General features: G+C 73.6%; 16 protein-coding genes. 6 read left to right on the top strand and 10 right to left on the bottom strand.

Annotated elements, in window-relative coordinates; translation table 11 throughout:
* Window positions 1-4 precede the first annotated feature (4 nt).
* Complete coding sequence (locus NNW99_RS31390) at window positions 5-361, top strand: DUF1844 domain-containing protein (RefSeq protein WP_215122530.1); 357 nt, start codon at window positions 5-7, stop codon at window positions 359-361.
* Window positions 362-424: 63 nt separating this feature from the next.
* Here NNW99_RS31390 and NNW99_RS31385 read toward each other — a convergent pair whose 3' ends face one another.
* Genes NNW99_RS31385 through NNW99_RS31375 form a run of 3 tightly spaced genes read right to left on the bottom strand, consistent with a single transcriptional unit; the run spans window position 425 to window position 4,263 of the window.
* Entirely contained in the window at window positions 425-1,153 is a 729-nt protein-coding gene (locus tag NNW99_RS31385; RefSeq protein WP_215122529.1) for an SseB family protein, read from the bottom strand.
* Window positions 1,154-1,213: 60 nt separating this feature from the next.
* Entirely contained in the window at window positions 1,214-2,434 is a 1,221-nt protein-coding gene (mycP, locus tag NNW99_RS31380; RefSeq protein ID WP_370869171.1) for a type VII secretion-associated serine protease mycosin, read from the bottom strand.
* Window positions 2,431-4,263 carry a hypothetical protein gene (locus tag NNW99_RS31375; RefSeq protein WP_251057984.1) on the bottom strand — a complete coding sequence of 611 codons (1,833 nt, stop codon included), beginning with the start codon at window positions 4,261-4,263 and terminating at the stop codon, window positions 2,431-2,433. The genes mycP and NNW99_RS31375 overlap by 4 nt, the downstream gene beginning before the upstream one ends.
* Window positions 4,264-4,727: 464 nt before the next feature.
* Here NNW99_RS31375 and NNW99_RS31370 point away from each other — a divergent pair, with 464 nt between their 5' ends.
* On the top strand, window positions 4,728-5,930 hold the full coding sequence (locus NNW99_RS31370) for an amino acid deaminase/aldolase (protein ID WP_215122528.1): 1,203 nt from the start codon (window positions 4,728-4,730) through the stop codon (window positions 5,928-5,930).
* Between the two features lie 5 nt (window positions 5,931-5,935).
* Here NNW99_RS31370 and NNW99_RS31365 read toward each other — a convergent pair whose 3' ends face one another.
* From NNW99_RS31365 to NNW99_RS31350, 4 genes are read right to left on the bottom strand one after another with little or no spacing between them, the layout of a single operon-like run.
* Window positions 5,936-6,844, bottom strand: a complete 909-nt coding sequence (locus tag NNW99_RS31365) for a DUF2510 domain-containing protein (protein WP_215124523.1) — start codon at window positions 6,842-6,844, stop codon at window positions 5,936-5,938.
* 29 nt (window positions 6,845-6,873) lie between these two features.
* Entirely contained in the window at window positions 6,874-7,662 is a 789-nt protein-coding gene (locus tag NNW99_RS31360) for a 3-oxoacyl-ACP reductase (protein ID WP_215122527.1), read from the bottom strand.
* Window positions 7,659-9,032 carry an aldehyde dehydrogenase gene (locus NNW99_RS31355; protein ID WP_215122526.1) on the bottom strand — a complete coding sequence of 458 codons (1,374 nt, stop codon included), beginning with the start codon at window positions 9,030-9,032 and terminating at the stop codon, window positions 7,659-7,661. The genes NNW99_RS31360 and NNW99_RS31355 overlap by 4 nt, the downstream gene beginning before the upstream one ends.
* Before the next feature lie 8 nt (window positions 9,033-9,040).
* Window positions 9,041-10,405: a glutamine synthetase family protein gene (locus NNW99_RS31350; protein WP_215122525.1), complete on the bottom strand. Its 1,365-nt coding sequence runs from the start codon at window positions 10,403-10,405 to the stop codon at window positions 9,041-9,043.
* Between the two features lie 98 nt (window positions 10,406-10,503).
* Here NNW99_RS31350 and NNW99_RS31345 point away from each other — a divergent pair, with 98 nt between their 5' ends.
* From NNW99_RS31345 to NNW99_RS31335, 3 genes are all read left to right on the top strand, one after another.
* Window positions 10,504-11,238: a FadR/GntR family transcriptional regulator gene (locus tag NNW99_RS31345; RefSeq protein WP_215122524.1), complete on the top strand. Its 735-nt coding sequence runs from the start codon at window positions 10,504-10,506 to the stop codon at window positions 11,236-11,238.
* Window positions 11,239-11,375: 137 nt separating this feature from the next.
* The gene (gene eat / locus NNW99_RS31340; RefSeq protein WP_215122523.1) at window positions 11,376-12,821 is read left to right on the top strand and encodes an ethanolamine permease; all 1,446 of its coding nucleotides are present in this window, start codon (window positions 11,376-11,378) and stop codon (window positions 12,819-12,821) included.
* A gap of 33 nt (window positions 12,822-12,854) precedes the next feature.
* Window positions 12,855-13,544: a gamma-glutamyl-gamma-aminobutyrate hydrolase family protein gene (locus NNW99_RS31335; RefSeq protein ID WP_251057983.1), complete on the top strand. Its 690-nt coding sequence runs from the start codon at window positions 12,855-12,857 to the stop codon at window positions 13,542-13,544.
* Window positions 13,545-13,748: 204 nt separating this feature from the next.
* On the opposite strand, the gene NNW99_RS31330 is transcribed toward NNW99_RS31335, so the two are convergent.
* Entirely contained in the window at window positions 13,749-14,684 is a 936-nt protein-coding gene (locus NNW99_RS31330; protein WP_215122522.1) for a LysR family transcriptional regulator, read from the bottom strand.
* Between the two features lie 70 nt (window positions 14,685-14,754).
* Between NNW99_RS31330 and NNW99_RS31325 the strand changes: the two genes are divergently transcribed.
* Window positions 14,755-15,891 (top strand): TDT family transporter, encoded by a 1,137-nt coding sequence (locus NNW99_RS31325; protein ID WP_215122521.1) that lies wholly within the window; start codon window positions 14,755-14,757, stop codon window positions 15,889-15,891.
* Here the strand turns inward: NNW99_RS31325 and NNW99_RS31320 are convergent.
* Both NNW99_RS31320 and NNW99_RS31315 read right to left on the bottom strand, forming a co-directional pair.
* Window positions 15,818-16,537, bottom strand: coding sequence for a helical backbone metal receptor (locus NNW99_RS31320; RefSeq protein ID WP_215122520.1), 720 nt, complete (start codon window positions 16,535-16,537; stop codon window positions 15,818-15,820). The two genes, NNW99_RS31325 and NNW99_RS31320, sit on opposite strands and share 74 nt — an antisense overlap.
* Window positions 16,534-17,103, bottom strand: coding sequence for a helix-turn-helix domain-containing protein (locus NNW99_RS31315; RefSeq protein ID WP_215122519.1), 570 nt, complete (start codon window positions 17,101-17,103; stop codon window positions 16,534-16,536). The genes NNW99_RS31320 and NNW99_RS31315 overlap by 4 nt, the downstream gene beginning before the upstream one ends.
* Between the last annotated feature and the right edge of the window lie 228 nt (window positions 17,104-17,331).

Raw genomic sequence — 17,331 nt, 5'->3', positions numbered from 1 at the left:
GGGCATGAGTGAGACCCCTCCTGAATCCCCCGACTTCGACGCCATGGCCCGCGACATCGCCGAGGTCCCGGCGGTCGAGGTGATCGTGACGGTCGCCGTCAACCTGATGAGCGCCGCCGCGGTGAAGCTCGGTCTGACCGAGGAGGGCGACAAGCACAAGGACCTGGACGAGGCCCGCAAGCTGGTGCACGCGCTGGCCGGCCTGCTGGACGCCTCCGCGACCGAGATCAGCTCCTTCCACGCCTCGCCGCTGCGCGACGGCCTGAAGTCGCTGCAGCTGGCGTTCCGCGAGGCGTCGCTGAGCCCGGACGAGCCGGGCCAGGGGCCGGGCGAGAAGTACACGGGCCCGGTCTACGGCTAGCCACTTCCACGGCCGGTCGCTTCTACGGCGGGTCACTGAGGCCGGCCGGGAGCGGCAGGTCCGTCAGCGTTCGAACAAGGGCTCGCCCGGGGGCGTCGCCTCGGCCGGCAGAAGTGCCAGGTCGAGGCCGCGCACCAGGCGGGCCCTCAGCGTTTCGTCGGCGGCGAGCCGCTCGGCGACGGACCGGGCGGCCTCGGCCGGGGTCGCGGACGGGGCGAGGACCAGAGCGAGGGTGCCGTCGGCGCGGCCCGGTCCGAGATGGGCGCGCAGGACGGCGGGCTCGGCGGCCACGGCCGCGCGTACGGCCGTGATCACGGCCGGGTCGGCCAGCGGGTCGGTGGTCGAGCGGCCCTCCGCGAGGGCGAGCAGCGCGGAGCCGGTGAGTTCGAAGGGCACGGGCCCGGCCAGATCCAGCACGACCGTGTCCGCCTTCTCGTGGGCGGCGGCCTGGAGCGCCTGGTGCAGGGGCACGGCGACGGGGCGGGCCGCCGGGTCCCAGCGGGCGAGGGACTCCGTGGACGTGAAGGCGGGCAAAGCGGTGCGGCTTCCGGCCTTCAGCGTCGGTACGGCCATGTCGCTGGTCTTCTCGTGGCGCAGTCCCCGCTCGTCCTCCTCGACCTCGCCGAGCACGGCCACGACGGGGACGAGCAGCCGGGCGCCCTTGAGGGCGTCGAGGACCGGGCCGACCGCGCCGCGGTCCTCCGACCAGGCGGTGAGGGCCGCGCTCAGCCGGGGGTCGGCGGAGCCGTCGTCGTCGGAGAAGCCGGAGTCGGGGATGTTCTTGTTCGCCACGGTCGTCGACCCTATCGGCCGGGTGCCGCCGCCTCGGCAGGGGTTGGGGTCCCTCGACGGCTAGAAGTCGTCGCGGTGCGTACGGCGGCCGCGCCACAGGACCACGGCCGCCACCAGCAGGACGCCACCGGCACTGCCCGCGAGAGGGGCGGCCCAGTCGGCGGTGTCGCCGCCCAAGGACTCGTCGTCCGGGCCGCTGCCGAAGTACTTCTCGCTGTGCGACACCGCGCGCAGGCCCTCCGGCTTCAGCCCGTCGGCGGCCTTGATGGCGGCGGCCGGGTCGATGAAGCCGAAGCCCCGGGAGTCGTCGCGGCCCCCGACGGGGGCGTTGCGGGCGGTGTCCTCGAGGAGCGACTTGATCTGGGCCGGGGTCAGGTCCGGGTGGGCGGCCTTGACCAGGGCGGCGGCGCCGGAGACGAAGGCGGCGGCGGCGCTGGTGCCCCAGCCCTCGTAGTACTTGTGGTCGGGGTCGGCGATGACGACGTCGACGCCGGGGGCGCTGACGGTGGCGTACCAGCGGCGGGTGGAGAAGGTGGCGCGGGTTCCGGAGCGGTCGACGGCGGTGGCGGCGATGACGCCCGGGTAGGCGGCCGGGTAGGAGATGTGGTCGCCCTTCTCGCCGCCGTTGCCCGAGGAGGCGACGACGACCACCCCCTTCTTCAGGGCGTACTGGATGGCCGCGTCCTCGGTGGGTTCGGGGTGGGCGGAGGCGGAGTCGTCGCCGAGGGAGAGGTTGATGACGTCGGCGCCGTGGTCGGCGGCCCAGCGGATGCCCTCGGCGAGGGCGTTGCCGCGGGTGCTGCGGGCCTTGGCGCGGGAGGGGTCGCCGTCCTCCAGGATCACGCGGACGGGGAGGATCTTTGCCTCGGGGGCGATGCCGAGGACGCCGTCGGCGTTGCCCGGGCCGTGTCCGTGGCCGGCGATGATGCCGGCCATGGCGGTGCCGTGCCGGGCCCAGGCGCGCTCGCCCGGCTCGGCTCCGAAGCCGACCAGGTCCTTGCCGGTGAGGACATTGCCGACCAGGTCGGGGTGGTCGGCCTCGACACCGGTGTCCAGGACGGCGACGGTGATGCCGTCGCCCTTGGTGGTCTGCCAGGCCTCCTGGGTGTGCATGGCCTCCAGGGCCCACTGCTGGGCGCGGATGCTGTCGGCGTGGGCGGCGGGGGCGGGCAGGAGGACGAGGCCCGCGGCGAGCAGGACGCCGAGGGCTCCGGCCCGCCGGGTCGCGACGGCTCGCCGTGGCGCGAAGGCTTGTCCGGCCGGGCGGCTTACGGCTTTCACGACGGCTGCTCCGTGGCCGAGCGGACGTTTCTGCGGAGGTCGCGTTCGACGCGGTCGGCGAGGCCCTGCGCCTCGTTGCCGAGGCCGGCCTGGGCCGGGGCGGTGGTGGCGTTCGGCTCCATGGCGTCCTCGGCGGGCTGCGGGTCGTCGACGGTGCGGCCGTCGGCCCAGCCGGAGACGGCGTAGACGACGACCGGGGCCTCGGTGAGCACGGAGACGGTCCAGGCGGCTCGCTGTCCCCTGCCGAAGTCGGCGGCGGGGGTGTTCTTCGCGGCGTACGGCAGGGGCATCAGGTCGCTGCGGCGGTCCAGGCGCTCCTTGCGGAAACGGTTCGCGAGGGAGGTCATGCCCGGGGCGTCGGCCGTGGTGAAGAGCAGGCCGACGGTGGTCACGTAGCTCTGGGTGGCGTCGGTGTAGGTGGCGCGCAGGAGCCGCTCGCAGCCGACGGGGGCGAGGGCCTTGCGCAGCAGGGGGTCGAAGGCGTCCTCGCAGCCGCTGTCGGGGGCGACGGCGATACGGGTCCAGGTGCGGTCGGCGCCGCCGGGGCCGGCGCCCTTGCCCTGCACGGTGGGCGGGAAGAGCTGGTCGACGGGGACGCTGTGCCAGAGGCTCCCGGCCGTGGAGAAGGTGCTGCGCGAGCCCTCCTCGCCGGAGTCCCCGATCAGCCAGCTGCCGGTGACGGCACCCGAGATGAGTCCCAGCCCGAGCACGAGACAGGCGGCGGCAGCGGCGGCCTGCGACGCACCGCGTCGGCCGAGCAGGCGGGGCCGGGCGTCGTCGTCGTACACCTCGGGCTGCCCGAACGACACGACGGGCCGGGCGCCGGTGAGTGTCCCGCCGGGGGTCAGGGGGCCGCTCGCGCTCCAGGAGAAGGCCGGGTCGGGCGAGACGCGGGGGGACTCCGGGGGCGGAGGGGCCGGGGTCGCGGGGCGGGGGCGCTGGGTGGGCGCGGGCGGCATGCTCATCGCGGGCATGGCACCGGAACCGGCATCGGCTCCGCCGAGCAGGCCCGTACCGGCCTGCGGCTCACGGGTGGGGCGCGGCGGGGTGCCGGGGCGTACGGGACCGGGACGGCCGGAGGTTCCGGCGGTTCCGGCGGTTCCGGCGGTTCCGGCGGTTTCGGCGGGTGCCGGGTCTGCGGGGATCGGCCGCAGGCGCCGGGTCGTCTCCGCCGCGTCCTCGGCGGGAGCGCCGGCACGGCGCGGCGCGGGGAGCGGCCCGGGCCGTCCGGAGGCGCCCGGCAGGTGACCGGGGCGCGGAGGGGTGGCAGGCGGTGTGGCCGACTTGTTCGACTCAGGGCGGACGCCGAGCGGGGTGGACGGCCCATTCGACTCGGGGCGGGCGCCGGGGGGCGTGGACGGCCTGTTCGACTCGGGGCGGACGCCAGGCCGGGTGGACGGCTTGTTCGGCTCTGACCGGGCCTCGGGGCGAGCGCCGGGCGGCGTGTCCGGGAAGCGGGCGGAGGCGAACGGCGGGGGCGTGGACGGCCTGTTCGACTCGGGGCGGACGCCGGGCCGGGTGGACGGCTTGTTCGGCTCTGGCCGGGTCTCGGGGCGGACGCCGGGCGGCGTGTCCGGGAAGCGGGCGGAGGCGAGCGGCGGGGGCGGGGTCGTCGACTCCGTGCGCTCGGGCGCGGTGGCACCGAGGCTCGGGAAGCGGGGGCGCCCGTTCGAACCGCCAACGGAACCGGAGGAGCCCGGACCGGTGCCGTCGCCTGACGATGAGCCACCCGCGCCGATACGCCCACGGGACGTGGCCCGGTCCTCGGTGGCAGAGTCCGTCGAGGTGGCCTCGCGCGCCGAGGAGGGGCCCTGCGTCTCTGTCGTCATGCCGCCGGCGTCGAAGAACCCACGCCCGTCCGACACACCACGCGTCCTGGTCGGCCGGCCGGGGTCAGAAGAGTCGAGCGGGTCCGCGGGCGACGCGGCGTCGTCCGTGGGTGTCGTGTTCTCCGGGGGGTGTGGGGGACGCGGTGGGCTGGTGGGGCGTGGGGGGAAAGGGGCACGCCGCGCTTCCGTGCTCATGCACCCCCCGTTTCCTCGTGCCCGGGCCGCTGCGTTCTGCGCGGGCCGGTGGCGTCCTGCCCGAGGCCCGGCACGTAATCGTCCCGGGCACACATACCCGTACGGACGGAGCGTCATCCCGGCGCGGATCCCCGGCCGGCCCGTTCCGCCGTACGTGCGCGTCACTCTACGGCTTGTTCCTGCGGATACGGGAACCAGTCCACGAGCCCGGGGCATCTGCCCGGAACGTCCCCCTACCCTGCGGTAATCCAGTCTGGCAGGCTGCGTTCATGACTGCGCGCGCCGCCGACCGGGCCCGTTACGACCGGGCCACAGCCCATCTCGACGCCCCTCTCGCGATCGTGGACCTGGAGGCCTTCGACGCCAACGCCGCCGATCTGGTCCGCCGCGCCGGGGGCAAGCCCGTACGGGTCGCCAGCAAGTCCGTGCGGTGCCGGGCGCTGCTGGAACGCGTCCTGGCCCGGGACGGTTTCGCCGGGATCATGTCCTTCACGCTCGCCGAGTCGCTGTGGCTGGCCCGCTCGGGGTTCGAGGACGTGCTGCTCGCCTACCCGTCGGCCGACCGTGCCGCGTACGCCGAGCTGGCCGGTGATCCCAAGCTCGCCGCCGCCGTCACCGTCATGGTCGACGATGTCGCGCAGCTCGATCTGATCGACGCCTCGCGGGGCGGTGGGCGTGAAGTGGTGCGGGTGTGCCTGGAGTTGGACACGTCCCTGCGGCTGCTCGGTGGGCGCGTGCGCGTCGGGGCCCGGCGTTCGCCGCTGCACTCCCCCGCGCAGGTCGCGGACGTGGCCCGGGCCGTGGCCCGGCGGCCCGGCTTCGAGGTCGTGGGGATCATGGCGTACGAGGGACACGTCGCCGGTGTCGGGGACGCGGTGGCGGGGCGCCCGCTGCGCTCGCGTGCCGTGCGGCTGATGCAGGCCGCCGCCAGGCGTGAACTCGCCGAGCGGCGTGCGGAGGTGGTGCGCGCGGTGCGGGCCGTGGTGCCGGGGCTTGAGTTCGTCAACGGCGGCGGCACCGGCTCGGTGCAGCACACGGCGGCGGAGGACTCGGTGACCGAGATCGCCGCCGGCTCGGGGCTGTACGTGCCGCGGCTGTTCGACAACTACACGTCGTTCAGCGGCCGTCCGGCGGCCCTGTTCGCCCAGCCGGTCGTACGGCGGCCCGGGGTGGGCGTGGTGACCGTGCTCGGTGGCGGGTATCCCGCGTCCGGTGCCGCCGGGGCGGACCGGTCGCCCGTGCCGTATCTGCCCGAGGGGCTGCGCTACGACCCTCAGGAGGGGGCCGGTGAGGTGCAGACGCCGCTGCTCGGCTCTCCGGCCGACGATCTGCTGATCGGTGACAAGGTCTGGTTCCGGCACGCGAAGGCCGGTGAGCTGTGCGAGCGGTTCGACCAGCTGCGGCTGATCGAGGGCGACGCGGTGACGGCGACCGTGCCGACCTATCGCGGCGAGGGACACACCTTCCTGTAACCGCGTCAGTCCGAGGGGCCGATGCTGCTGCCGACGCCGCCGCCCGTGTCCGCGTCGCCGACCGGGCGGATGCCCTTGGTGACGCGGTCCATGTCGGCGAGCGGCGGTCCGTCCTCGCCCGCGTCGAAGACGTACCGGACGAGGACCGGTGACTCGGTGCCGACGCTGGAGGGGAAGACGAGCGACTGGACGTAGCCGCCCGGCCCCTTGGCGGTGTGGACGCGCCAGCGCACGAAGTACCCGGCGCGGCCCGCCACCGCGACCGGCCCGGACTTCACGACCTCGTGGGATTCCATGCCCCCGTGCGGCTTGCGGCCGATCCGGTCGCGGTCGTAGGCCTCCTCGGCCGCCTCGGAGATGTCCGCCTTGGCGAGGGCCTCGGGGGACTTCTCGTCGTTCGCGGTGACCGTGCGGGAGACGACGAGGCCGTGGCGGCAGACGGTGCCGTCGCCGGGGCAGTCGTATGTGCCGTCCGTCGTCATGACGACGTCGTCCTCGGCGACGTGCTGCGGGCGGACCCAGCCGTCGAGCAGCGGGAAGGTGACGCCGTTGAGCTGGTCCTCGACGACGGCCGGGTCGTCGGCGGAGGGCTCGGAGGAAGACGTCTCCGGAGTCGGCTCCGAGGGGTCCGACGCCGTGGGGCCGGGGGCGGTCGGAACCGTCCTCGTCTCCGCGCCGCTGTCGTCGCCGCCGGCGAGGACCAGGGCTCCGGTGACGATCGCCGCGACCAGGACCGCCCCGGCGGTGACGAGGGCGACCGTCTTCGCGCGCCCGGTGCCGCCGCCCGGGGGCGGGGGCACCGGGCCCGCGGTGCCCCCCGGCGCGCGGCGGTGCTCGGTCCAGGCCGTGCCGTCCCACCAGCGTTCCAGATGGGGGCCGTGCGGGTCGGGATACCAGCCGGGCGGCGGCGTCATGCTCATCCCGGCACTCTAGAGCCAGGGGCCTAGAGGGGTGTCACGTACGCCCCCGCGATCCCGCCGTCGACCAGGAAGTCGGTGGCGTTCACGAAGGAGGAGTCGTCGCTGGCCAGGAAGGCGACGGCGGCGGCGATCTCCTCGGCCTCGGCGAAGCGGCCGACCGGGACGTGCACCAGACGGCGCGCGGCGCGCTCCGGGTCCTTGGCGAACAGCTCCTGGAGGAGCGGGGTGTTGACCGGACCGGGGCACAGGGCGTTCACGCGGATGCCCTCGCGGGCGAACTGCACGCCCAGTTCGCGGGACATGGCGAGGACGCCGCCCTTGGAGGCCGTGTACGAGATCTGGGACGTGGCGGCGCCCATCCTCGCCACGAAGGACGCGGTGTTGATGATGGAGCCCTTGCTCTGCTGCCGCATGTAGGGGATGGCGGCCTTGCAGCACAGGTAGACCGAGGTGAGGTTGACCTCCTGGACGCGCTTCCAGGCCTCCAGGCCGGTCTCCAGGATGGAGTCGTCGTCGGGCGGGGAGATACCGGCGTTGTTGAAGGCGATGTCGACACTGCCGTACGTGTCGTAGGCCGTCCGGAAGAGCGCCTCGACCTCCTCGGGGTCGGTGACGTCGACCTTGACGAAGGTGCCGCCGGTCTCCTCGGCGGCGGCCTTGCCGCGTACCTCGTCGACGTCGCCGCAGACGACGTGCGCGCCCTCGGAGGCGAGGCGGCGCGCGGCGGCGAGGCCGATGCCGCTGCCGGCTCCGGTGATGACGGCCGTACGGCCGACCAGTCGGCGGCAGATGTTCTCCTGAGCCTGGGTCACTGTGCGGGGCCTTCCGTGCTGATGAAGACGTTCTTGGTTTCGGTGAAGGCGGCCAGGGCGTCGGGGCCGAGTTCACGGCCGACGCCCGACTGCTTGTAGCCGCCGAACGGGGTCCAGTAGCGGACGCTGGCGTGGGAGTTGACGGACAGGTTTCCGGCGCGGACCGCCTGGGAGACGCGGAGGGCCCGGCCGACGTCCCTCGTCCAGATGGAGCCGGAGAGGCCGTAGGGGGTGTCGTTGGCCAGGCGGACGGCGTCCGCCTCGTCGGTGAACGGCAGCAGGACGGCGACCGGGCCGAAGATCTCCTCGCAGGCCGCCGCCGAGTCGGGCCGCTCGCCGGTGAGCACGGTCGGCGGGAACCAGAAGCCGGGACCCTGGGGGGCGCTGCCGCGCAGGGCCGGGGCGTCGTCGGGGACGAAACTCCGGACGCGGTCGAGCTGCTGCCGGGAGATCAGCGGGCCCATCTGGGTCTTCTCGTCGGCCGGGTCGCCCACCACCACGGCGGCCAGGGCCTCGGCGAGCATCTCGCGGACCTCGTCGTACACCGGCTCCTGGACCAGGATGCGGGTGCGGGCGCAGCAGTCCTGGCCGGAGTTGTCGAGGAAGGAGAAGGGGTCGACGGCGGTCTTGAGGTCGGCGTCGGCGAAGACGATGTTGGGGCTCTTGCCGCCGAGTTCGAGGGTGACCGGCTTGACCTGCTCGGCGCCGATCGCGGCGACGCGCGCCCCGGTGCGGGTGGAGCCGGTGAAGACGACCTTGGCGATGCCGGGGTGCCGGACCAGGGCCTCGCCCGCGACGGCGCCGTGCCCCGGCAGGACCTGGAAGAGGTGCTCGGGGAGCCCGGCCTCCAGGGCGAGTTCGGCGAGGCGCAGGGCGGTGAGGGGGGTGGTCTCGGCGGGCTTGAGGATGACCGCGTTGCCGGCCGCGAGGGCGGGGGCGGTGCCCCAGGCGGCGATCGGCATGGGGAAGTTCCAGGGCGCGATCACGCCGACGACGCCGAGCGGTTCGAGGATCGTGACGTTCAGGCCGCCGGGCACCGGGATCTGCCGGCCGGTGAGCCGCTCCACTCCCCCGGCCGCGTAGTCCAGCAGGTCACGGACGTTGCCGGCCTCCCAGCGGGCGTTGCCGATGAGGTGGCCGGCCTCGCGGACCTCCAGGCGGGCCAGTTCCTCCAGGTGCTCGTCGACGGTGGCCGCGAAGCGGCGCAGCAGCCGGGCGCGGTCGCCGGGTGCGAGGGCGGCCCAGACGGTCTGGGCCCGGGCGGCCAGGGTGACCGCCGCGTCGACGTCGGCCGGGCCGGCCGCCGCGATGGCCGCGACGACCTCCTCGGTCGCGGGGTTCAGTACTTCCAGAAGGTGCTCGGAAGACAAGGGGGGCCTCACATACGTTCGAAGGAGCGGCGCAGCTCCCAGTCGGTCACCGCGGCGTCGAAGGCGTCCAGCTCGACCCGCGCCATGTTGCGGTAGTGCGCGACGACCTCGTCCCCGAAGGCGGCCTTCGCGACGGGGCTGTTCTCCCAGAGCTCGGCGGCCTCGCGCAGGGTGGTGGGGACGTGGGCGAAGTCGGCGGTGTAGGCGTTGCCGGGACAGGGTTCGGGCAGCTCCAGCTTCTGTTCGATGCCGTGCAGTCCGGCCGCGACCAGTCCGGCGACGGCGAGGTAGGGGTTGACGTCGCCGCCGGGCAGCCGGTTCTCGAAGCGCAGGGAGCGGCCGTGGCCGACCACCCGCAGTGCGCAGGTGCGGTTGTCGTGCCCCCAGGCTACGGCGGTCGGGGCGAAGGAGCCGGGCTGGAACCGCTTGTAGGAGTTGATGTGGGGGGCGTAGAGCAGGGAGAAGTCGCGCAGGGCGGCGAGCTGTCCGGCGAGGAAGTGCCGCATGACGTCCGACATGCCGCCCTCACCGTCCCCGGCCATGGCGTTGCCGCCGTCCGCGTCCGCGAGCGAGAGGTGGATGTGGCAGGAGTTGCCCTCGCGCTCGTTGTACTTGGCCATGAAGGTGATCGACATGCCCTCCTGGGAGGCGATCTCCTTGGCTCCGGTCTTGTAGACGGAGTGCTGGTCGCAGGTGACCAGGGCCTCGTCGTAGCGGAAGGCGATCTCGTGCTGGCCGGGGTTGCACTCGCCCTTGGCGGACTCGACGGTGAGGCCGGCCGCCGCCATCTCGTTGCGGATCCGGCGCAGCAGGGGCTCGATGCGGCCGGTGCCGAGGACCGAGTAGTCGATGTTGTACTGGTTGGCCGGGGTGAGGCCGCTGTAGTTGGCGTCCCAGGCCTGTTCGTAGCTGTCCTTGAAGACGATGAACTCCAGCTCGGTGCCGACCTGGGCGGTGTAGCCGAGCTCGGCCAGGCGCTCCAGCTGGCGGCGCAGTATCTGGCGGGGCGCGGCGACCACCGGGGAGCCGTCGCTCCAGGCGAGGTCGGCGTGGAGCATGGCCGTGCCCTCGTTCCAGGGGACGCGGCGCAGGGTGCTCAGGTCCGGGTGCATCGCGAAGTCGCCGTAGCCGCGGTCCCAGGAGGACATCGCGTAGCCCTCGACGGTGTTCATCTCGGTGTCGACGGCGAGCAGGTAGTTGCAGCCCTCGGTGCCGTGCTGGAGCACCTCGTCGAGGAAGAAACGGGCGGCGAACCGCTTGCCCTGAAGCCGCCCTTGCATGTCGGGGAAGGCCAGGACGACAGTGTCGATCTCACCGCCCGCGACGAGGGCGTGCAGCTCCTCGACGCTCAGCGGGGGTGTGCGGTCTGCCACGGGAAGGCCTCCTAGGCTCCTTGGATCCGCTGCCTTGGATCCGCCGGGAGCCATAAGGTATTGCGGAGAACCATTGCTTGGGAAGGGGGTACGGCCACATGCCGGAGGAACCTGGGGGCGAGATGCGGGACGGGCTGACGCCGGTGCTGCGGCCGGTGCGCGCGGGCAACGGCTTCGAGGAGGCGCTGGAGCAGATCCTCCAGGTCCTGCGGCTGGGCCTGGTGGCGGGGGGCGAGCGGCTGCCGGCCGAGCGGGAGCTGGCGGAGCGGCTGGGGGTCAGCCGGGTGACGCTGCGCGAGGTGCTGAAGGTGCTCCAGGACCAGGGTCTGGTCGAGTCCCGGCGCGGGCGCTACGGCGGCACGTTCGTGCTGCCGCGCACGGACGCGGGCGGCGAGGACGAGCTGCGGCGGCGGATCGCCGAGGTCGACATAGAGGACGTACTGCGCTTCCGGGAGGTGCTGGAGGTGGGCGCGGCCGGGCTGTGCGCGGCGCACGGGCTGGACGAGAAGCAGGCGGAACGGCTCCGGGAGGCCCTGGCGCGCACGCACGACGCCCCGCTCGCCGACTACCGCCGCCTGGACACGCTGCTGCACCTGACGATCGCCGAGCTGTCCGGCTCCCCCACGCTCACGGCCCAGTACGCGGGCGTCCGCGCCAGCGTCAACGACCTGCTCGACTGCATCCCGCTCCTGGTGCGCAACCTGGAGCACTCCCAGCGGCAGCACACCGCCCTGGTGGAGGCCGTGATCGAGGGCGACGCGGATCAGGCGCGGGAGATCATGCGCGAACACTGCGGGGGGACGGCGGCGCTGCTGCGCGGGTTCCTCGGCTGAGCCGGGCCGCGTTCCCGCGCGGCGGCTGAGCGAGGCGGTGGCGCGGTGAGGATTTACGGGCGATTAACGCACGGGTCTTGCCTTCCCTCGGTCCGCACCGCAAAGGTATGGCCTCATTCCATTGAGGGAGTCTGCCCATGTCCCAGGAACCCACCACCACTCCCGTCGCCCCGGAGGGCGACGACTATCTGGAGCGCAGAGCGCTCCGCCGGGGCAGCGCCGGCTGGGTGCTGCTGACCGGCCTCGGCGTCGCCTACGTCGTCTCCGGCGACTACTCGGGCTGGAACTTCGGCCTGGCCGAGGGCGGCTTCGGCGGGCTCGCGATCGCCATGGTGCTGATGGGCGCGATGTACGCCTGCATGGTCTTCGCCCTCGCCGAGCTGTCCTCGATCCTGCCGACGGCGGGCGGCGGCTACGGCTTCGCCCGGCGGGCGCTGGGCCCATGGGGCGGCTTCCTGACGGGTACGGCGATCCTCATCGAGTACGTCCTCGCGCCCGCCGCGATCGTCATCTTCATCGGGGACTACGTCGAGTCGCTCGGCCTGTTCGGCCTGGAGTCCGGCTGGCCGATGTACCTGGTCTGCTTCGCGATCTTCCTCGGCATCCATCTGTGGGGCGTGGGCGAGGCGCTGCGGTTCAGCTTCGTCGTCACCGGCATCGCGGTCGCCGCCCTGATCGTGTTCGCGCTGGCGGCCCTGCCCGACTTCTCCTTCGGGTCGCTGGACGACATCCCGGTCGACGCCTCGGCGGCGGGCTCGAACTCCTGGCTGCCGTTCGGTCTGCTCGGCATCTGGGCGGCGTTCCCGTTCGGCATGTGGTTCTTCCTGGGTGTCGAGGGGGTGCCGCTGGCCGCCGAGGAGACCAAGGATCCGGCCAGGACGCTGCCGAAGGCGATCCGCTGGTCCATGGGCATCCTGGTGGTGCTGGCCGTGGTCACGTTCTTCGCGGCGGCGGGCGCACGCGGTTCCGCGGCGGTCCAGGAGGCGGGCAACCCGCTGGTCGAGGCGCTGCAGCCGGGCGGCGAGGCGACGACACTGAGCCGGATCGTGAACTACGCGGGCCTGGCCGGCCTGGTGGCCTCGTTCTTCTCCCTGATCTACGCGGGCTCGCGCCAGCTGTTCGCCCTGTCCCGCGCGGGTTACCTGCCCCGCTTCCTGTCCCTCACCAGCCGCCGCAAGGCGCCGTACCTCGGCCTGCTGGTGCCCGGCACGATCGGCTTCCTGCTGGCGGCGCTGTCGGGCAACGGCGCCCGCATGCTGAACATCGCCGTCTTCGGCGCGACCATCTCCTACGCGCTGATGTCCCTGTCGCACATCGTGCTGCGCCGCCGCGAGCCGGAGCTGCCGCGGCCGTACCGCACGCCGGGCGGGGTGGTGACCTCCTCGATCGCCCTGGTGCTGGCCTGTGCGGCGCTGGTGGCCACGTTCCTGGTGGATGTGACGGCGGCCGTCATCGCGCTCGTGGTGTACGTCGTCGCCGTCGGGTACTTCGGCCTGTACAGCAGGAAGCGGCTGGTGGCGAAGGCGCCGGAGGAGGAGTTCGCGGCGCTGGCGGCGGCCGAGGCAGAGTTGTCACGGGACTGAGGTGGACCGGGGCGTCGAGATGAGGGAGTTTCTGTGTCCAGGCCGTTGATCGGGGTCAGCACGTATCTGGAGTCGGGTGCGCGCTGGGGCGTGTGGGAGCTGGAGGCGGCGCTGCTGCCGGCCGGTTACCCGCGGCTGGTGCGTCAGGCGGGCGGCCTGGCCGCGATGCTTCCGCCGGACGACCCGCTGCACGCCGCCGATGTCGTGGCCCGGCTGGACGGGGTGGTCATCGCGGGCGGGCCGGATGTCGAGCCGGTCCGCTACGGCGCGGAGCGCGAGGCGCGGACCGGGCCGCCGGCGCGGGAGCGGGACGCGTGGGAGCTAGCCCTGATCGACGCGGCGCTGGCGGCGGGGGTGCCGTTGCTGGGCATCTGCCGGGGCATGCAACTGCTGAACGTGGCCCTCGGTGGCACGCTCGTCCAGCACATCGAGGGGCATGCGGAGGTCGTGGGCGTCTTCGGCGGGCATGCGGTCAAGCCGGTGCCGGGGAGTCTCTACGGCGGTGTCGTACCGGAGGAGACGTTCGTACCGACGTATCACCACCAGGCCGTGGACCGGCTGGGCGAGGGCCTGGTCCCGTCGGCCCACGCGACGGACGGGACGATCGAGGCACTGGAGCTGCCGGCGCACCCGGGGTGGGTGCTGGGGGTGCAGTGGCACCCGGAGATGGGTGAGGATCTGCGGGTGATGCGGGCGTTGGTGGAGGCGGCGGAAGCGAGCTGACCTCGGTGCGCGCACAGCACCAGGGGGCTCCGCCCCCTGGACCCCCGGCCTATGCCCACCCACCACCCGAATCGGTCGGTCAAGAGGCCGGGCTCGGCCCCCCAGCCCGTCCGGCGTTTGAGGACGAGGCCGTTCAGGCCGAAGCGGGGTCGAAGGGGCAGCGCCCCTGGGGATGGGACGGGTAGGGGCGGCGGGGGCGAAGAACTATCCCCGCGTCAGCGACAGCAGGTCCCGCGCCGGACCAGTCGGCCGATGCCCCGTGGGCCACACCGCCCGCAGATCCCGCGCCAGCGCCACCCCCTCCACCGGCACGCTCACCAGCCGCCGCATCGCCAGCTCCTCCCCCACCGCCAGTTCGCTCAGCACCGACGGCCCCGCCCCGCTCACCGCCGCCGCCTTGACCGCCGTCGTCGAGGACAGCTCGATCAGCGGCCGGGCCAGCCCCCCGAGCGCCGCGTCGAGGACCTGCCGCGTCCCTGAGCCCTTCTCGCGGAGGATCAGCGGCGTCGACGCCAACTCCCCCGCCGCCAGCGGCCGTCGACGGCGCGCCCAGGGATGCCCGGGGGCGGTGACCACTATCAGCCGGTCGTGGGCGATGACGACCGAGTCCAGCCCGGTCGGGACCGACAGCCCCTCCACGAAGCCCAGGTCCGCCTCGTCCGACAGCAGCCGCTCCGCCACCACCGTCGAGTTGCCGGCGTGCAGGGACACCGCCGTGTCGGGCCGCTGGGCGCGCAGCGCGAGCAGCCAGCCCGGCAGCAGATACTCGGCGATCGTCATGCTCGCCGCCACCCGCAACCGCGAGTCACGGCGGTCGCGCAACGCCTGCGCCCCCACGTCGAACGCCTCCGCCGCCTCGACGATCCGCCGCGCCCAGTCCGTCACCAGCGCACCGGCGTCCGTCAGCCGGGAGCCGCGCGGCGAGCGGTCGACCAGCGCCACGCCGAGCTGCCGCTCCATCGACCGGATGCGGCTGCTCGCCGCGGGCTGGGTGATGCCGAGTTCCCGGGCCGCTCCGCCGAGGCTGCCGAGCCGCGCCACCGCCAACAACAGCTCCAGCGCCCCGAGATCCGGCACCCGGTGCGCCAGGGACCCGGTCCCGGTGGTCGGAGCGTCACCCTGCTCATCCGTCCTGCTCATAAACCCAGCTTATGTCGCCATAGAGGCATACTCCCTGGTGGTACGGCCCCGGCGGCACGACCGTTGGGTCATGGTCACCGCAGCCCAGCCCCTCGCGTACCCACTGTCGGTCCGTCATCTCGGACCCAACTGGTACGCCACCGTGATGGGCACCTCCGTCGTCGCCACCGCCGGAGCCGCCCTGCCGTCGCACCTTCCCGGGCTGCGCCCCGTGCTCGCCGGTGTCTGGGTCCTCGCGTTCGTCCTGCTCGGGGCCCTGCTCGGGGCCCGGGCCGTGCACTGGTCCCGCCACCGGGACCAGGCCCGCGCCCATCTCCTCGACCCGGCGACGGCCCCCTTCTACGGCTGTCTCGCGATGGCCCTGCTCGCCGTGGGCGGCGGTGCTCTCACCGTGGGCCGGGACGTGATCGGCCTGCGGGCGGCCGTCGCGCTCGACACCGTGCTGTTCACCGCCGGTACGGCTCTCGGGCTGGCCGCCGCCGTCACCGTGCCGTATCTGATGGCCGTACGGCACCGGGTGGAGCCGGGGCAGGCCACCCCGGTCTGGCTGCTGCCGCTGGTCGCGCCCATGGTGTCGGCCGCCGTCGGGCCGCTGCTGGTTCCTCATCTGCCCGCCGGTCAGCCCCGGGAGACGCTGCTGCTGGGCTGCTTCGCGCTGTTCGGGCTCAGTCTGCTCGCCACGCTCGTCATGCTGCCGCTGGTCTTCGCACGGCTGCTCACCGGCGGGCCGCTGCCGCTCGCCCTCACGCCCACGCTGTTCCTGGTGCTGGGGCCGCTCGGGCAGTCGACGACCGCCGTCGGCGCCTTCGCGGACACCGCCCCCGGAGTCGTACCGGCGCCGTACAGCCAGGGCTTCGGTGTGCTCGCCGTGCTCTACGGCGTGCCCGTGATGGGGTTCGCCCTGCTGTGGTTCTGCCTGGCCACCGTCCATGTGCTGCGCGCCAGGCGGGAGGGGATGCGGTTCGCGATGACGTGGTGGTCGTTCACCTTCCCGGTCGGCACCTGTGTCACGGGCGCCGAGGCCCTGGGCCGGCACACCGGGCTCGTGGCGTACGAAGGGCCGGCGGTCGTGCTGTACGCGGTGCTGGTCGTCGCGTGGGGCACCGCAGCCGCCGGGACGGTACGCGGGCTGCTCAGGGGCGAGCTGCTCGCAGGGCCCGCTCCAGCACCCGTGGTGCCTCGGCCAGTGACGGCCCGTACCAGGTGAGGTGCCGTCCGCTGACGAGCGCGCAGGGCAGGCCGGGGAAGGCCTCGGGTCCGTCGTCGGCGGCGAAGCGGTAGGGCTCGTCCGGGAGGATCACCACGTCCGGCACCGCGGCACGCAACTCCTCCAGCGGGATGCGGGGGTAGCGGTCGGAGTGCGCCGCGTACAGGTGGTCGATGCCGAGGCGGGCCAGGACGTCGCCCGCGAAGGTGTCACGGCCCAGGACCATCCAGGGGCGGCGCCAGATCGGCACGACCGCCGTCAGGCGGGTCACCGGCTCCGGCAGGGACGACCAGGTGTCCTCCGCCTCGTCCAGCCAGCGCGGGCGCCCCGCCACCCCGCAGGCGTCCAGGACCCGGGCCAGCTCCCGGAAGGCCCCCGGCACATCGCGGATCTCCGTCACCAGGACCTCGACGCCCGCCTCGCGCAGGGCCGCGAGGTCGGGCTCGCGGTTCTCCTCCTCGTTGGCGATCACCAGGTCCGGGGCGAGGGAGACGATCCGCTCGGGCTTGGGGTTCTTCGTACCGCCGACGCGGACGACGTCCAGGCCGGACGGATGGGTGCACCAGTCGGTGGCGCCGACCAGGGCGCCGGGCGCGGAGAGTGCCACCGCCTCGGTCAGCGAGGGGACGAGCGAGACGACCCTCACCGGCGTGGCCGGTCCCGGACGGCCTCGATGTGCTCCGCCACGGCGACGACGATCACGCGGGTGTCCGACTCCGTGGCCCGCCAGCGGTGCCGTACGCCACCGGTCAGGTACAGCGTGTCGCCGCGGCCGAGCCGGTAGGCGCGGCCCTCGGCCTCGATCTCCACGGCCCCGTCGGCGACGTACATCAACTGGTCGTTGCGGTACTGGAATTCACGGCCCGCGTCATGGTCGCCGAGGAACTCGGAGGCGTGCATCTGGTGGTGGCCGCGCACCAGCGACCGGGTCCGGGGCCGGGGCAGCGGTTCGACGTCCTCGGCGCGGACGACGTCCACGCTGCACGCCGGGTCGGCGGCGGCGAGGAGTTCCACGGCGGTGGTGCGCAGGGCGTCGGCGACCTTCTCCAGCGAGCTTCGGCTGGGGCGCGCCCGGTCGTTCTCGATCTGACTCAGGAACGGGACCGACAGGCCGCTGCGCTCGGCCACGGCGGCGAGGGTGAGCTCCAGCGCGCGGCGCCGGCGGCGCACGGCCGCGCCCACTCGAAGGGACTGCTCTTTGTGGTCGCCCATCGCTCCGGCTCCCTCCTTCGCCCGTCGTTCCGGTCCCCGTGCACCAGTGTCCCGGAGCACTGCTTCTGTTGAGTTGTCTGCACCCTACGCATGTTCGGCAAACCGTTTCATGCGCCCGTCACATCGCCGTCATACAGGGCGACGCGCGACCTGTCACTTCGCGCCGCTCTGTGGTGTCCGGATCCCGCTCGTGGACACGAGTGCGGGGCGGGACGCGTCGTATCGCGT

This window comes from Streptomyces sp. CRCS-T-1, assembly GCF_024442335.1.
Classification (GTDB): Bacteria; Actinomycetota; Actinomycetes; order Streptomycetales; family Streptomycetaceae; genus Streptomyces; species Streptomyces koelreuteriae.
The sequence above is the reverse complement of the archived record's forward strand: the minus strand, read 5'-3'. Positions and strand labels throughout refer to the sequence as shown.

Excerpts from the sequence above, each read along its gene's own strand:
- NNW99_RS31365 (WP_215124523.1), bottom strand. The coding sequence starts at position 6,844 with ATGACGCCGCCGCCCGGCTGGTATCCCGACCCGCACGGCCCCCATCTG.
- eat (WP_215122523.1), top strand. The coding sequence starts at position 11,376 with ATGTCCCAGGAACCCACCACCACTCCCGTCGCCCCGGAGGGCGACGAC.
- NNW99_RS31345 (WP_215122524.1), top strand. The coding sequence starts at position 10,504 with ATGCCGGAGGAACCTGGGGGCGAGATGCGGGACGGGCTGACGCCGGTG.
- NNW99_RS31375 (WP_251057984.1), bottom strand. The coding sequence starts at position 4,263 with ATGACGACAGAGACGCAGGGCCCCTCCTCGGCGCGCGAGGCCACCTCG.
- NNW99_RS31315 (WP_215122519.1), bottom strand. The coding sequence starts at position 17,103 with ATGGGCGACCACAAAGAGCAGTCCCTTCGAGTGGGCGCGGCCGTGCGC.
- NNW99_RS31325 (WP_215122521.1), top strand. The coding sequence starts at position 14,755 with ATGGTCACCGCAGCCCAGCCCCTCGCGTACCCACTGTCGGTCCGTCAT.
- NNW99_RS31370 (WP_215122528.1), top strand. The coding sequence starts at position 4,728 with ATGACTGCGCGCGCCGCCGACCGGGCCCGTTACGACCGGGCCACAGCC.
- NNW99_RS31330 (WP_215122522.1), bottom strand. The coding sequence starts at position 14,684 with ATGAGCAGGACGGATGAGCAGGGTGACGCTCCGACCACCGGGACCGGG.
- NNW99_RS31390 (WP_215122530.1), top strand. The coding sequence starts at position 5 with ATGAGTGAGACCCCTCCTGAATCCCCCGACTTCGACGCCATGGCCCGC.